This is a genomic window from Pseudomonas coronafaciens pv. oryzae str. 1_6, from assembly GCF_000156995.2.
GTDB lineage: Bacteria > Pseudomonadota > Gammaproteobacteria > Pseudomonadales > Pseudomonadaceae > Aquipseudomonas > Aquipseudomonas tremae.
In genome coordinates this window covers 1,488,696-1,503,945 of record NZ_CP046035.1, presented here as the reverse complement: position 1 = coordinate 1,503,945, position 15,250 = coordinate 1,488,696, and the positions used below count along the sequence as shown (strand labels likewise).

Annotated in this window: 10 protein-coding genes and 2 pseudogenes; 5 read left to right on the top strand and 7 right to left on the bottom strand. The window is 54.2% G+C overall.

From position 1 onward, the window contains the following. The first annotated feature begins 157 nt into the window (after positions 1–157). On the top strand, positions 158–883 hold the full coding sequence (locus POR16_RS06700) for a 4'-phosphopantetheinyl transferase family protein (protein ID WP_005889636.1): 726 nt from the start codon (positions 158–160) through the stop codon (positions 881–883). On the opposite strand, the gene fhuF is transcribed toward POR16_RS06700, so the two are convergent. From fhuF to POR16_RS06685, 3 genes are read right to left on the bottom strand one after another with little or no spacing between them, the layout of a single operon-like run. Continuing rightward, positions 884–1,630: a siderophore-iron reductase FhuF gene (gene fhuF, locus POR16_RS06695; RefSeq protein WP_024690300.1), complete on the bottom strand. Its 747-nt coding sequence runs from the start codon at positions 1,628–1,630 to the stop codon at positions 884–886. Then, positions 1,588–3,198, bottom strand: coding sequence for an ATP-binding protein (locus tag POR16_RS06690; RefSeq protein WP_042932181.1), 1,611 nt, complete (start codon positions 3,196–3,198; stop codon positions 1,588–1,590). The genes fhuF and POR16_RS06690 overlap by 43 nt, the downstream gene beginning before the upstream one ends. A gap of 4 nt (positions 3,199–3,202) precedes the next feature. Continuing rightward, positions 3,203–3,946, bottom strand: coding sequence for a response regulator (locus POR16_RS06685; RefSeq protein ID WP_024690302.1), 744 nt, complete (start codon positions 3,944–3,946; stop codon positions 3,203–3,205). A gap of 703 nt (positions 3,947–4,649) precedes the next feature. Here POR16_RS06685 and POR16_RS06680 point away from each other — a divergent pair. Next, positions 4,650–7,562, top strand: coding sequence for a ribonucleoside-diphosphate reductase subunit alpha (locus POR16_RS06680; RefSeq protein WP_024669920.1), 2,913 nt, complete (start codon positions 4,650–4,652; stop codon positions 7,560–7,562). A 215-nt stretch (positions 7,563–7,777) separates the two neighbouring features. Here POR16_RS06680 and POR16_RS06675 read toward each other — a convergent pair whose 3' ends face one another. After that, on the bottom strand, positions 7,778–7,975 hold the full coding sequence (locus POR16_RS06675) for a hypothetical protein (protein ID WP_144114427.1): 198 nt from the start codon (positions 7,973–7,975) through the stop codon (positions 7,778–7,780). 530 nt (positions 7,976–8,505) lie between these two features. Between POR16_RS06675 and POR16_RS06670 the strand changes: the two genes are divergently transcribed. Beyond that, positions 8,506–9,753, top strand: a complete 1,248-nt coding sequence (locus tag POR16_RS06670) for a ribonucleotide-diphosphate reductase subunit beta (RefSeq protein ID WP_003393710.1) — start codon at positions 8,506–8,508, stop codon at positions 9,751–9,753. A gap of 330 nt (positions 9,754–10,083) precedes the next feature. Beyond that, positions 10,084–11,916: a hypothetical protein gene (locus POR16_RS06665; RefSeq protein ID WP_005889618.1), complete on the top strand. Its 1,833-nt coding sequence runs from the start codon at positions 10,084–10,086 to the stop codon at positions 11,914–11,916. A gap of 73 nt (positions 11,917–11,989) precedes the next feature. Here the strand turns inward: POR16_RS06665 and POR16_RS06660 are convergent, their stop codons facing one another. Then, a complete protein-coding gene (locus tag POR16_RS06660; RefSeq protein WP_005889617.1) occupies positions 11,990–12,928 on the bottom strand; it encodes an HNH endonuclease in 939 nt (312 codons plus the stop codon). A 182-nt stretch (positions 12,929–13,110) separates the two neighbouring features. Further along, a pseudogene (locus POR16_RS06655) lies at positions 13,111–13,943 on the bottom strand (IS3 family transposase); the annotation flags it as partial. 308 nt (positions 13,944–14,251) lie between these two features. Between POR16_RS06655 and POR16_RS06650 the strand changes: the two are divergent. Next, positions 14,252–14,778, top strand: a pseudogene (locus POR16_RS06650) (BRO-N domain-containing protein); the annotation flags it as partial. A 51-nt stretch (positions 14,779–14,829) separates the two neighbouring features. Here the strand turns inward: POR16_RS06650 and POR16_RS06645 are convergent. Continuing rightward, positions 14,830–15,120, bottom strand: a complete 291-nt coding sequence (locus tag POR16_RS06645) for a DUF2059 domain-containing protein (protein ID WP_005889614.1) — start codon at positions 15,118–15,120, stop codon at positions 14,830–14,832. Positions 15,121–15,250: the final 130 nt, after the last annotated feature.

Here is a 15,250-nt window from a genome sequence, read left to right as displayed (position 1 = left end):
CTCACGCTCTGCGTCGCCACGAAGACGCAGAGCATCGGCAAGATAGTTGGGATTATCGTTCCGCACGCTCCAGCGTGGGAATGTCTTTCACGACAGTTGAGATTAGTGACAGCCTGCACCCTTCCCTCCAACCCAATCACCCGGCAAAATGCCGCCCATGACTCAGCCCCCCATTCTCCCCGCCTGCTGCCCCGAACTCATTCAGCACTGGCCGCTGCCCCATTCCCTGCCAGGCATGGTGCTGGTCAGTGGGCGCTTTGATCCGTTCAAGCTGGCTGAGGGCGACTTTCAGCGTTGTGCGGTGCAGCAACCGGCGAGCATTCAGCGCTCGGTCGCCAAGCGTCAGGCCGAATTTCTGGCAGGTCGTCTTTGCGCGCGTGGAGCACTGCGCCAGTTGGATGGACGTGAACACATTCCTACGCTGGGTGAAGACCGTGCGCCGATCTGGCCCGCTGATGTCTGCGGCTCGATCACCCACAGCACCGGCTGGGCCGCTGCCGTGGTGGCGCACAAGCAGCAATGGCGCGGGCTGGGGCTCGACACGGAAAACCTGCTGAGCCACGACCGCGCTTCGCGTCTGGCCGGGGAGATTCTGACTGCCGCCGAGTTGGCCGACATGGCAGCAGGCGCGCAGGATCAGGTGGCGTTGCGCGTCACCCTGACGTTCTCGATCAAGGAAGCGCTGTTCAAGGCGCTTTACCCTATCGTGCAGAAGCGCTTCTATTTCGAAGATGCACAACTGCTGGAGTGGTCCGCCGACGGCAACGCCCGCCTGCGCTTGCTGACAGACCTGTCCAGCGAATGGCACGCAGGCAAGGAGCTGGACGGTCAGTTCAGTGTGCTGGGCGATCATCTGTTGAGCCTGATCGCCGTTCAGGGTTGATCACTCGGGCAGCGGACAATGCTCGCAGCGCCCGACCCACTCGACCCGATGACTCAAACAACACACGCGCCGCTGCCGACGCGGTTCAGCACCTTTCGCCTGCGCCACATAACGCACCGCCTGATACAACGGATTGGCCCGGCCGTCTGGCCTTCGTCGCTCGGTCAACAACGCCATACCCGCTGCCAGCGACACATCGCTGCAGCCAGCCAGTTGCACAAGGCACCCTTCCAGGTAATCCCCGGCGCTGCTCCACAATACTGCGCCAGGCAGTTCGCCATACGCACTTAGCGCGGCAATAAAGGGCTGCAGATTATCGTCAAGCAAACCTGCAAAGCGCTGAAACGGATCGACTGGAATATCCCGCCAAACCTCGCCCTGCTCCAGCAACCTGACACCACAAGGCACGCCACGCTCGTCCAGCACCAACCCGACCTGCCCAAGCACCAACGGCCAATGCCAGGCATGCGCCAGACTGGCAACCAGCACTGGCGGAATAATCTGCATGAAGTAGAACTTGGCCCACTGCGAGACCAGCACCGGCAACTGGCTGGGCATCAATTGCGGCCCGTAAACACTTAGCAGCAGTTGATCGAGCCGCTCAGGCAGCAGCAGATCAGGCAACGCTAACACCGGGCGTAAATCACTCGCCGCCAGCAATGTGCGCCCAAACGGCGCCAACCCTCCGGCATACAACTGCGAATTCACTGCGGCACCTGCGTGCGTGGCCAAGAAAGACTGAAGCACGCCCCGCCCAGGCTGACGCTGCGGCCAACCTGTGCACGGCCTTCGTGCCAGTTGATGATCCGTCGCACAATCGACAGGCCCAACCCATGCCCGCCCGAAGCACGTGTGCGGCTGTCATCGATGCGCATGAATGGCGTGAAAATCTGCTCCCACGCCTCTTCCGGAACGCCAGGGCCATCATCATCCACGTCGATACGACACTGCTGCGAATCCAGCCAATAACTGATCCGCACCTCGTTCTCGGCGTGGCGCATTGCGTTGCTCACCAGGTTCTGTACCGCCCGATGCAGATAGCGCGGCTCGGCCTCGACCCAGGCAGCTTCGCCCTCCCCCGGCCTGAGGCCTTCGCCCCGCGAAACCCTTACATCGGCGCGCAAAGGCGCCAGCTCGGCGATCACCTGATCGATCAGCGCGTCCAGATCGATACGCTGGAAATTCAGGGTCGGCGCGCCCTGCTCCAGGCGCGCGTAAGTGAGCATTTCATCGACCAGCTTGTCGAGGTCCTGAATATCGCTATCCATACCGCGCATGTACTTGAGCCGCGCCTCGGACGTGATGGCGTCGCTGACCATCTCCAGCCCAAAACGCAGGCGCGCCACTGGCGTGCGCAGTTCGTGAGACACCGCGCGCACCAGTTCGCGCTGAATCATCAGCGAGCGTTGCAGGTGCTCGGCCATGCTGTTGAACGCTGCCGCCAGCCGCCCTACCGAATCGGAACCCTCGGTGGGCACGCGGGTTTGCAGGCTGCCTTGCGCGATTAACGTGGCAGCCGCTTCCAGCTCCAGCACCCGTCGCTCCAGACGCCGCACCAGCAAGTACACAACCAGACCGATAAAGCACAGCCCCAACAGCGCAATCAGCAGTAGCCAGTGCAGCGGATAAGGGTTCATCTGGTACAGCGGGCCGATCTCCAGCACCCAGTTGGTGTCGACAATCCCGGCCAGCACGCGGATCGAGTCGCCGCCCTTGCCCAGCGCCATAACCGTGTCGCCTTCATAGATGCGGCGGCGCTGATCGTCATCCAGGTCCGCTTGATCCAGCGCCAGCAACTGCAGATCAAAACCGAACCCCTTGTCGATGCGCAGGGCCTGCAGACGCGCTGGCTGCTCGTCGACCGGAAAACGCACCAGCTCGTCGATCAACAGGTAGATAGTTGCTCGCGCCAGTTGCTCGGTGATCTGCTGCACTTCGCCGGTCAACAGCAGCGGCTCCTTGTCGCTCAACTGGCGGTAGACCCTGGCGGCATGCGGGCCGATTTGCTCGACCACCACCTGCCCACGTGCCAGCCTTGCTCGCGCGCCGCTGTCCAGTTGCGCCTGTTCGGGGCTTTGCAGGCTCAGGGGTATGCCCAGCAAACGCTCCCAGACCGCCAGGGCGCGGCGGCGCTCGATATCGTCGAGCGACACCAGATTGTCGGCCATTATCGTAAAGGTGCCGTGGGCCAGGCGCTCGCGGTATTGCTCGCCGCGCGCCTGATTGAGCACATGCAGCGCCAGCACGCCCAGCAGCGCAACCAGCACCAATACGCCCAGAACCCCGCCATAGATGCGCAGAAAGATAGAGTTCATCAGGTCAGCCGCTGAACACGTGGCCACTCATGTCCTGCGCTGCTTCAGGCACAAACAGGTAGCCCTTGCTGCGCAAGGTCTTGATCAGACGCGGATGGATGGGATCGTCGCCGATTTTCGGGCGGATACGCGAAATACGCACATCGATGGAGCGATCCTGCCCGTCATAACCCACGCCCCGCAGCGCCGTGAAGATCTCTTCGCGGGACAGCGTGCGCCCGGCATTGGCTACCAGCAGCCACAACAGATCGAATTCGGCACCGGTCAGCTCGATGCTCTGTTCGCGCAGCCAGGCCTCGCGCAACGCGTTGTCCACCACCAGCGGCCCGAACACCAGACGGCGAAGCTCGGCGGCCGGCACTTGCGGCGCTTCACTGCGGCGCAGCAAGGCATGAATGCGCGCCAGCAGCACGCGGGGGTGGACCGGTTTGCAGACAAAATCGTCGGCACCGGTGTCCAGCCCCTGAACATGGTCAGTGTCATCGGTGCGCGCAGTGAGCATCAGGACCGGCCCGTCATAACGGTCACGCACGCTGCGGCAGATGCTGAAACCGTCTTCGCCCGGCAGCATCAGGTCGAGGATCACCAGATCAGGCTGCTCGGCAATAATCCGCGCCGCTGCCAGCGCGCCATTGCCTTCTATGCTCACGCGCAGGCCGTTGTTCTGCAAATAATCACAGGTCAGCTCGGCGAGTCGCTGGTCATCTTCGACGATCAGGACGTGCCAGGTGTGTGGCTGCAAAAGAATCTCCCCTTGTTGTTTTTGAAGCGGGTGGTGTTCCAAGGCACGGCTGCGGCGCTCGGTCGCAGGCGAGTGTAGCAAGCGTCTGCAATATCACACCGCTTAGCACACGACATGCCAGATGGCCCTTTTCAGAGGTTTTTTTGTGATAGGGTTCGCGCCCTCAAAAAATCTTCAATGCGCGGCCAGTGCCTACAAATTCGGTGACAAACGGTCACGATCCAGTAGTTCTGCGGCCTACACGCATGACCGGCGTTTCATACACAAACTACACACACTTTATCCACAGGCCGTGCGTTGCAATTCATGTCCAAAACGCATTATCTTGTAGCCCGACGGCGAGGGACACCCTACATGTAGGGTTTCCTGCAAAAAACCCAGCACAACTCAATCGAGAAACTCAAGCACTTTTCTTGCGTTTGCGGGGTTGAAATTAAAGTCGTTTTCGTTACGCGTTCGTTCGCGCGGGGAGCCGCGGGGAGCAAAGCCACGCTGTACACGGTTTGCAACATCGAACACGCATTCTTCATCAGATTTTCAAAGGATCGGGCCTGGCCCGGTCCTTTTTGGCTTCAAAACCTGGTAGCGGTCACAGATTCCGCTTCCGCCTTCGTTTTGGAGCCCTTGAGTCGCCCTTTGCGACTTACTGCTCGAAACGAAACGGTGGGCAGCAATGCCCGAACAAACTTAAAGGAACGTGGAGTCACACATGCAAACAGACACAACTCGCGAGAACTCGCCGACCGGCGCTCCGCAGGCAAGCCAGGCCCCACAGGACCTGTCGGCCACTGCTCCCGGTCAACTGCGCGTGATCAAGCGTAACGGCACTGTCGTCCCTTACACGGATGACAAGATCACCGTTGCCATCACCAAGGCGTTTCTTGCAGTTGAAGGCGGCAATGCTGCCGCCTCGTCGCGCATCCATGACACCGTTGCCCGCCTGACCGAACAGGTCAGCGCCACGTTCAAGCGTCGCATGCCTTCGGGCGGCACCATCCACATCGAAGAAATCCAGGATCAGGTCGAACTGGCACTGATGCGCGCCGGCGAGCAGAAAGTGGCTCGCGACTACGTCATCTATCGTGATTCGCGCGCCAAGGAGCGTGCCGTTCGCGCCCCCGACGAGCAAGTCCAGGCTCACCCTTCCATCCGCATCACCCTCGCCGACGGCAGTTTTGCGCCACTGGACATGGGTCGTCTGAACACCATCGTCACCGAAGCGTGCGAGGGCCTGGCTGAAGTCGACGCCAACCTGATCCAGACCGAAACCCTGAAAAACCTGTACGACGGCGTTGCGCTGAAAGACGTCAACACCGCACTGGTCATGACCGCCCGTACCCTGGTCGAGCGCGAGCCGAACTACTCGTTCGTCACCGCCCGCCTGCTGATGGACACCCTGCGCGCCGAAGGCCTGGGTTTCCTCGGTGTCGCCGACAGCGCCACCCACCACGAAATGGCCGACCTGTACGCCAAGGCGCTGCCTGCCTATGTCGCTACCGGTATCAAGTTCGAACTGCTCAACCCTGTGCTGGCTGAATTCGACCTCGAAAAACTCGGCAAGGCGATCAACCACGAGCGCGACCAGCAGTTCACCTACCTGGGCCTGCAAACCCTGTACGACCGTTACTTCATCCACAAGGATGGCGTGCGTTTCGAACTGCCACAGATCTTCTTCATGCGTGTGGCCATGGGCCTGGCGATCGAAGAGAAAGCCCGTGAAGACCGCGCCATCGAGTTCTACAACCTGCTGTCGTCGTTCGACTACATGTCCTCGACCCCGACGCTGTTCAACGCCGGTACCCTGCGTCCACAGCTGTCCAGCTGCTACCTGACCACCGTGCCGGATGACCTGTCGGGCATCTACCATGCGATCCACGACAACGCCATGCTGTCCAAATTCGCAGGCGGCCTGGGCAACGACTGGACGCCGGTTCGTGCGCTGGGCTCGTACATCAAGGGCACCAACGGCAAATCGCAAGGCGTCGTGCCGTTCCTGAAAGTGGTCAACGACACAGCTGTTGCGGTCAACCAGGGCGGCAAGCGCAAGGGCGCTGTCTGTGCCTACCTGGAAACCTGGCACATGGACATCGAAGAGTTCATCGAGCTGCGCAAGAATACCGGCGATGACCGTCGTCGTACCCACGACATGAACACCGCCAACTGGATCCCTGACCTGTTCATGAAGCGCGTCTTCGATGACGGCCCGTGGACCCTGTTCTCGCCTTCCGAAGTACCGGACCTGCACGACCTGACCGGCAAGGCCTTCCAGGAGCGTTACGAGTACTACGAAGCGCTGACCGAATACCCAGGCAAGGTCAAACTGTTCAAGACCATCCAGGCCAAGGATCTGTGGCGCAAGATGCTTTCGATGCTGTTCGAAACCGGCCACCCTTGGCTGACCTTCAAAGACCCGTGCAACCTGCGCAGCCCGCAGCAGCACGTGGGCGTGGTTCACAGCTCGAACCTGTGCACCGAGATAACCCTGAACACCAACAAGGACGAGATCGCGGTCTGCAACCTGGGCTCGATCAACCTGCCGAACCACATCGTCAACGGCAAGCTGGACACCGACAAGCTCAAGCGCACCGTCGATGTAGCCGTGCGCATGCTCGATAACGTTATCGACATCAACTACTACTCCGTGCCGCAGGCCAAGAACTCCAACCTGCGCCACCGTCCGGTCGGCCTGGGCATCATGGGCTTCCAGGACGCGCTGTACCTGCAACACATTCCGTACGGTTCCGATGCTGCCGTGCAGTTCGCCGACACCTCGATGGAAGCGGTCAGCTACTACGCCATCCAGGCGTCCTGCGACCTGGCCGACGAGCGCGGTGCCTATGAGACGTTCCAGGGTTCGCTGTGGTCCAAAGGCATCCTGCCGCTGGATTCGCAACAGATCCTGATCGAGCAGCGTGGCGAGAAGTACATCAGCGTCGACCTGAAGGAAACCCTCGACTGGGCGCCGGTTCGTGCCCGCGTACAGAAAGGTATCCGTAACTCGAACATCATGGCCATCGCACCGACCGCCACCATCGCCAACATCACCGGCGTGTCGCAGTCGATCGAACCGACCTACCAGAACCTCTATGTGAAATCGAACCTGTCGGGCGAATTCACCGTGATCAACCCCTACCTGGTTCGCGACCTCAAGGCCCGCGACCTGTGGGACTCGGTCATGATCAACGACCTGAAGTACTACGACGGTTCGGTACAGCAGATCGAGCGCATCCCGCAGGAGCTCAAAGAGCTCTACGCGACTGCCTTCGAAGTGGACACCAAGTGGATCGTCGACGCAGCAAGCCGTCGTCAGAAGTGGATCGACCAGGCTCAGTCGCTGAACCTGTACATCGCTGGCGCCTCGGGCAAGAAGCTGGACGTGACCTACCGCATGGCCTGGTACCGTGGTCTGAAAACCACTTACTACCTCCGTGCCCTGGCCGCGACCAGCACCGAGAAATCCACCGTCAACACCGGCAAGCTCAACGCAGTATCGAGCGGCGGCCACGGCCCGGACGACTCGGCGATCACCGCCCCGCGCCCAACCGAAGCAGCACCCGCCGGCCCAGCCCCAGTGCCAAAGGCTTGCGCGATTGATGAGCCGGATTGTGAGGCTTGCCAGTAAGGTCTAGCGTTCAAGCACCTGACGGCAATATGCAAAAAGCCCCTGTAAAGGGGCTTTTTGCTGTGTGAAGGGAAACGCTGTTCAGACAACCGTAATGATCGTTCCAACGCTCCGCGTGGGGAATGCCTTTCGTGACGCTCTGCGTCACATCTTCGCCATAACACCCCTGTTGAGCTGATCCGCTCGCTAGCCGAGATCCGAATTCAGCTGCGCAATCAGTTAGTACCAAGCGCGATGAAACAGCCGACGCATTCAGAGGCGGCTTCATTGCCTAAATCTGCCCCTAAAACATGAACCGCTCGTCGAATCAGATTTTTTTCAACAGCGTGAAATTCAGCGACAACAGACTGCAAATCGCCCCCTTCAAAATGCCATCCACTCGCAAGCGCCCGGTTGCCGTAGCGTGAACGCATTACCGAAAACGATGAAGCCAAAAAAAGTCAAAAAAACCGCACCAAGGTGCGACCAAACGATGCGGTTGCCGAAATGCAATCGACACTATATCCTGCGTTTCTAAATGTAAAAAACACTAGATAAGGGATTCAACTGAATTTCCCCAGTGTTTTAGCCCCACCTGATCCCATGCTGAAACGGGTAAGAAAAAGCGTGAACCTCTCGCCGAAAATTACTCATGGATAACCAAGTGCCGGGCAAAATCTGTATAATCCCGCGCTCGCTTCAGGGTACTCAAATGACCATTTGCACACGCAAAGCTGGCTCACCTCAAAGCAATCCAGACCATCCGCTTTGCTCGCCTGTCGGGCGTTGCCACGGCAGCAAATCGAGCGAACGACCGACCACCCAATAGCCGGTCAATCGCAACATCAGTAATCAGGTAATTCCCATATTCCAGTGCCTTCGTCTCCCACGTGACGTCGGCGCACCACATCTTGAAATCTAATCACGGGCGCCAAGGCGACCCCTAAGCAGGAGTTTCATCACCATGCTGAGCTGGGACGAATTCGACAAAGAAGACGGCGAAGTAGTCGCCAAAGCGACCAACGCCGGTCACGCCAACGAAGCCAACATGGACCGCCTCGACAGCGCCGGCGGTCTCGCGGCTCAAGAGGCCCGCGCCGTGACCGCCGCCGACTCCGCTGCTCTGATTCGCGCCAAGAAAGCGCTGGACGCACTGGACGTAGCTGAAGGCCTGGCCGAACTCGAAGGCGCCAGCGCCCGCGTCGCCGTTGACGAAAAAATGATGATCAACTGCCGCGCCGACCTCAACCAGCTCGTGCCTTTCAAGTACGACTGGGCCTGGCAGAAGTACCTGGACGGTTGCGCAAACCACTGGATGCCGCAAGAAGTCAACATGACCGCCGACATCGCCCTCTGGAAAAACCCCGAAGGCCTGACCGACGACGAGCGCCGCATCGTCATGCGTAACCTGGGCTTCTTCTCCACTGCCGACTCACTGGTTGCCAACAACCTGGTACTGGCCGTGTACCGCCTGATCACCAACCCGGAGTGCCGCCAGTACATCCTGCGCCAGGCCTTCGAAGAAGCGATCCACACCCACGCCTACCAGTACTGCATCGAATCGCTGGCCATGGATGAAGGCGAGATCTTCAACATGTACCACGAGATCCCGTCAGTCGCTAAAAAAGCAGCCTGGGGCCTGAAATACACCCGTTCGATCTCCGATCCGAAGTTCGAAACCGGCACCGTCGACACCGACAAAGAGTTGCTGCGCAACCTGATCGCCTACTACTGCGTACTGGAAGGCATCTTCTTCTATTGCGGCTTCACCCAGATCCTCTCCATGGGCCGCCGCAACAAGATGACCGGCGTCGCCGAGCAGTTCCAGTACATCCTGCGCGACGAGTCCATGCACCTGAACTTCGGCATCGACGTGATCAACCAGATCAAAATCGAAAACCCGCACCTGTGGGATGCCGAGATGAAAGAAGAAGCCACGCAGATGATCCTGCAAGGCACCCAGCTGGAAATCGAATACGCCCGCGACACCATGCCCCGCGGCGTGCTGGGGATGAATGCGGCGATGATGGAGGATTATCTGAAGTTTATCGCTAACCGTCGTTTGAGCCAGATTGGCTTGAAGGAAGAGTACCCAGGGACGACGAATCCGTTTCCTTGGATGAGCGAGATTATGGACTTGAAGAAAGAGAAGAATTTCTTTGAGACTCGGGTTATTGAGTATCAGACGGGTGGGGCTTTGAGCTGGGATTGATGGGTTGAACTTGCTTAGTTTTTTTAAAAGCCAGAAAGCGAAAGCTTTCTGGCTTTCTACTTATCCATACTAAAAAGATTCCACCAAACATAAAGCCAAATCAGTAACTCAAAAAAACGGACTCAAATATAAAAAACCAACACAAACAAAAACAAAAACAAAAACAATGCTTCATGCCTGAAATTCAACAACTCATTTGCCACGAGCATGAAGAGCTCTGAAAAGGTTTAGATAAAATTATTTCCATTGAAAGTGGCCTATCGACATGATATAAACAACTCCAAACAAAAGCAGCATCAGCACTAACTTTAATTCAAGGACGGAATTATTTTGGATATAGAGAACTTAATTCTAAAGCGCAATGCACAAATTTATACTCTTAAAAGAAAACTCAGCAAAAAAGCACTTACAGAGATAGTAGATGGCGCATTAAAAAAAGCCACTACCCACCCGTTAATTTCTGAGTTCAGAAAGGAAGGCATACGCTTACCTAACAATACGAATACGGCACAAAAAGATATAAACTACACTTACTCGGCACATGTTTTTACCACAAGAAAGAAAGTGGATTTCTTGAATGAAGAAAAGCACGATGAAATTCATGCATACATTATAATTATAGAGTATGAAAACTATGTAGCAATATTAAAAAGAAACTGCTCAAACATAGAGACAATTCTAGACAAGCATTTAACACTTATCCCGCATGATAGAATATTAGCATTAGCATCTACAACTGAAACGGAATTCCAGAAAATAGCTTTAAGAAATATGACCACTTCTGATCGGGCTATTAGAGGAAGGCAGTACGAAGCGGCCAACCTCAATGGTCTACTTTCACTGCATGCAGCAGGCAGATCTATTCCTCATACAATGAGAATCCGACAGGGAGGAAGTATCAAATCCTTGACGACTTCAACAGGGCGAATCATCGAGCAATCGGAGCGACAAGCAATACAAGACATTGCTCAATGGGTGACCTTGATAACGACGAGACTAAATGCCAACTCAAACGCTAGTGAATTCCTTTCAAGCTTCGCTAAGCCTAAAAAACTCCAAGAAGTTTTGAAAATTTCGCGTCCGGCATCGCTTCTTTTTGAAACGGGCCTTTTACATGAAGACTTGAAAAACGAAGAGACTTTATTAGGCAGACTTAATAAGTCCGGAGATTTTATAAAAATCTCAAAGAAAACTTATCAAGCAATTATAGAGGCGCTTGAGCCCTGCTATGAAATAGACAGCGGTGGTTATATAGAAAACCCAGAGTCTTTCGTCGCTCGCCTGAAGAAAAACAGCAAAACATTAACATTCGACATACCACTCCTACAGAAATTTAAAATATCAGACTCAGTAAACACTTATTCACTTCAACAATATATTATAAAAAATAAACTTTACAGCATATGCTTTACAGACCCAAAGTTCATGTACTTCAGAGGTGAGTGTTTCGAAGATACATCAGGCATATCAGAGATCGATTCTATAATAAAAGTCTTACACGACAAAACAGAGCTTAACTTAGCGACAAGTGAAAAAGGCGAATTTACTAGCTCATCGACTGATTTTGAAAACACTTCTGTTTTTTCGATAGTTGAAGAAATACACAAAAATGACGACTATATTTTTTGTGATGATTTAGGCGATGAATGGGCGGATCACATTACTATAAATTTAAAAACAAAAACCATATCTTTTATTCATTCAAAATATGGAGAACTATCTAACAGCGCCAGTAAATTTCACGACGTAGTTGGACAAGGAATAAAAAATATCGGCAACATGACATTTAACACCGCACAAATATTACAAAAAGAGAAGAATAAGTTCTCAAAAAAATACAATGCAGAACACGTCAATACCAATATCACAAGAACAAGGCATGGACTACCCACCAAATTTAAATCCGACATCAAACTTTTTTTAGAGAGTGCTGCTCTAACGAGGCAATGCATCCTAGCATGCTCCTTTGCTTCCAAACAATACATAAAAGACGAGTTCGAAAAAGTAAAATCCAGGAAAAAAGTTAGCGGCAACATAATACAGCTGCTATGGATACTATCATCTTTTATTCATGCAACAAAGGAAGCAAACATAATACCAATAGTCTATTGTCAGCAAACACTTTCTAAGCCCAAAAAACCTCCAAAATTAAAAAAATCTTGATTAAAATGAAACGAAGTAGCCGTTTCTGAGAAAAGGCTACTTTCTGAAAACATCACAAGCAAAATCGCACATATCAATTCATAAAAATACTATCTCTGTGAAATTTTATATACTTTAGTTGCCGAGGATGAAAGTCGAAGCATGGAGAGCCGCGCGCAAGATCAAGCCCAAGAAGCTTAAAATCATTTAAATTAACTCTATCAGATACTAAGACAGCTCCATTATCATCAAAGCTAATATAACCCCGATCAAATAAAAAATCGACATGCGGGGTCAATAATAAACCATTGGCTCCGTCTAGTCGCTCAAACGCAGTAGTACATAGTCGCCACGGCTTAATATGACTTGCAATAAGCAAATTAGGAGTGGAAACATTGGTAAGCCGACAAGATTTTTCGAATTCGTAAATGCGATCTTTAAATACCCCCTGACCTATACGTGCAGCAACCAATCTATCCTTGGTGGTTGAGTCAAGACTACCATCCGCAAAAATTGTTTTTTTAATATTTTCATCAATTTCGTCTAAAACTTTAAAGGCTGAAGGCGCAGCCAAACTTAAAGGATGAATACCCACAACTAAAAATTCAAAAACTGCAACTCCTACCTCTGCAAGATAGGCGCCTTGATTCCCATTGCCAGTTTTCAAACTAATAGGCGAGTACTTTAATGGCAATATTTTTCTAAGATGTTCTATTACTTGCTTCGGCCTCACAGGGACACTTAATTTTTTCCAGCTGACAGGTAATAACCAACCACTATTTTTATCCCAGTTCTCACCAGTATTCCCAAATACTGGAGGCTTGGGTGTGGGTATAGCGAAGTCAGAAACCACACCTATAAAGCATATCTGAGCATTTGCGAAAGAAATTACAGCGTCACCTGGAGCGGCTTCGCGCATATTATCGTAAAAATGATTATGTCTACCGTCAGCCTTATACATTGGTGACCAAAGAAAACTACCTGCAATTTCATGACGTAATGTTTGCTTATGATTAACCCACCAGTATCGCATCCAGCCTCCTGGGCGCTCACGCCGGATTTAGGCAAGGAGCTAAATTATCTATGCGGTCTATCCTCGCGAATCAAGAGACACGAGAACAGGATTTTTCCTACACGATAACTAGATAACCCTTACGCGTAAAGCGTGTTTGCTGGCGAGCATAAAATTTTTTCAGAAAACTCCTACTGTAGTGGTCAACTGATCCCGGACACGACGTTAAGGTTTTTCTCGTACTGAGCGGGTGCCAGTCCATCATTGAACTGGTGTGGCCGAACCCAGTTGTAGCGATGCATCAGATAATGACTGATATCCGCTGTGCCTCTTGGGCCGTCATGTAGCCCACGGCGGGTATCCACTCGGTTTTCAAGCTGCGGAATACACGCTCCATCGGCGAGTTGTCGTAGCAATTACCTCGGCGACTCATGCTCTGGCGCATGCGGTATCGCCAAAGCCGCTGGCGAAACTGTCGGCTCCCATATTGGGAGCCCTGATCTGAGTGAAACAGCAGGCCCTGAGGCTTGCCGCGTTGATCATAAGCCATGTCCAGCGCCTTGATGACCAAGTCCGTGTCCGGTTTGTTTGAAAACGCCCAGCCCACCACCCGACGCGCATAAAGATCCATAACCACCGCCAGGTAATGCCATTTTCCTTGCGCCCAGATGTAGGTGATGTCGCCACACCAGACCTGATTGGGCGCGGGTACATCGAACTCCCGATTCAAAATGTTCGGAATGTCAGGCCTCTCCACTGTTGCTTTTTTATAAGCATGAGAGCCAGGTTGCTTGCTGATTAATCCCAGTTCCCGCATCAGGCCACGTACCTTGAACCGACCAATTTGCTCGCCATCTTCCTGCAATATCGACACGATACTGCGGCTGCCGGCAGCGCTTCGACTTTGCCCGAACAGCTCATTGACTCGGCTGAGTAAACGAACCCGCTCGGCGTCTGGAGCCCGACGCCGCTGGCAGTGGTCGTAGTAGCACGAGCGAGGTGTCTCGAACACCTCGCACAGCAATTCGATCGGCTCGCTATTTTTATTGTCGTTACGATAATCGTGACCTACCCTTGCACCGCGCCTAAGAAACGCCCAAGAAACTCAAATGTAGCGGCCTGACCGCTTCCGATAAAATGCGGCTTTTGGTACCTGCGGCCTTCGGCTGCGCGTCCTAAAATCTCTGATATGTCGGGAGTGGACCAATACAAGACCCGCAAGGGGAATACGTCCGGCCTTTTCTACATTGGGGTTTCTTAGCTCCCGACGCCTAGCTCTCAAAAAGCTAAAAATGTAGAGATTACCTAGATGCCTCACATCGCAAGCCTAAATCAGACAACGCCCCAACCCCCTTCCACCACCACAACCGCCAGCTCCTCGCCCTCCTCCTCGAAAACCAGCCTTGGTTCAGCGCCCGCGATCTCGGTCGCATGATCGGCTGGCCGTTGAACGAGCGAACGCTGCGCAAGCTGGACGCAGACCAGCACCGAATGATCACGCTCGACCTGCACGGCGAAGCCGAGCCAGAGCTGATGGTCAGTGAGTCGGGGGCGTACGCGATCATGGTGCATCACTATCACGCGGAGAATCGTGGGTTGCGGCAGTGAATTACCAATGAGGTGGTGCCTGCGTTGCGGGATGTACAGGTGCCGTTTGATGACTGCATGCCGAACCTGAGCATGCTGCAGTGGCCGGGGTTGTCGGTGAGTATGTTGCACTGGCACAGCGAGCCGTGGATACGGTGCGGGATATGCCGAAGGTGTTGGCGCATCCGCAGATGCAGGCTGATGCGCGGCCGCATCGCTTGGCGAAGTCGTGGTGGCGGGCTGTGTTGCCTGTCTCTAGATTGGGTTGCTCTCGGCTGGGTTAAATGTCGCGTGATGGTCGTGGCGGCGGGTGACGACCATCGTGTTTTGCTGGATCAGTCTTTCAGGCGGCGTCGATAGTCGTTGATCATTTCTTTGGTGACGTCTTCCTTGTAGCAGGTGGGCGCCTCCCCTCCTTCACGGCTATACGCGCTGCGCTTGCCGCATCGGCTGCCGTTGCGGGCGGAGTTGTAGGGGCAAGGGCAGTTGCCGGAGTAGCTGTCGATGGATTCCTGGATGATGGATTTGACGATTGAGGCGTCTGTGACTTGGGTTTCTCTGGCGTGTGCGGAGAAGGCGCAGAGCAATGCGAGTATGGCGACGAAGCCTGTCCCTGTCTTTTTCATGGCTATTCCTTAGCGAGTGCAGACGGATGTCTGTTGCAAGGTTTTACCATGATGGTAATAAGCCATCAAATTTTGTTTTTTGAGGTGGCTTTTGGGAATTCGGGTTGTTCGATGAGCCTATTTGGCAATG

What these genes read in the sequence shown, in the direction of transcription:
- POR16_RS06700 (WP_005889636.1), top strand. Translation starts at nt 158, where the DNA reads ATGACTCAGCCCCCCATTCTCCCCGCCTGCTGCCCCGAACTCATTCAG.
- POR16_RS06690 (WP_042932181.1), bottom strand. Translation starts at nt 3,198, where the DNA reads ATGAACTCTATCTTTCTGCGCATCTATGGCGGGGTTCTGGGCGTATTG.
- POR16_RS06680 (WP_024669920.1), top strand. Translation starts at nt 4,650, where the DNA reads ATGCAAACAGACACAACTCGCGAGAACTCGCCGACCGGCGCTCCGCAG.
- POR16_RS06675 (WP_144114427.1), bottom strand. Translation starts at nt 7,975, where the DNA reads ATGCGTTCACGCTACGGCAACCGGGCGCTTGCGAGTGGATGGCATTTT.
- POR16_RS06670 (WP_003393710.1), top strand. Translation starts at nt 8,506, where the DNA reads ATGCTGAGCTGGGACGAATTCGACAAAGAAGACGGCGAAGTAGTCGCC.
- POR16_RS06660 (WP_005889617.1), bottom strand. Translation starts at nt 12,928, where the DNA reads ATGCGATACTGGTGGGTTAATCATAAGCAAACATTACGTCATGAAATT.
- POR16_RS06645 (WP_005889614.1), bottom strand. Translation starts at nt 15,120, where the DNA reads ATGAAAAAGACAGGGACAGGCTTCGTCGCCATACTCGCATTGCTCTGC.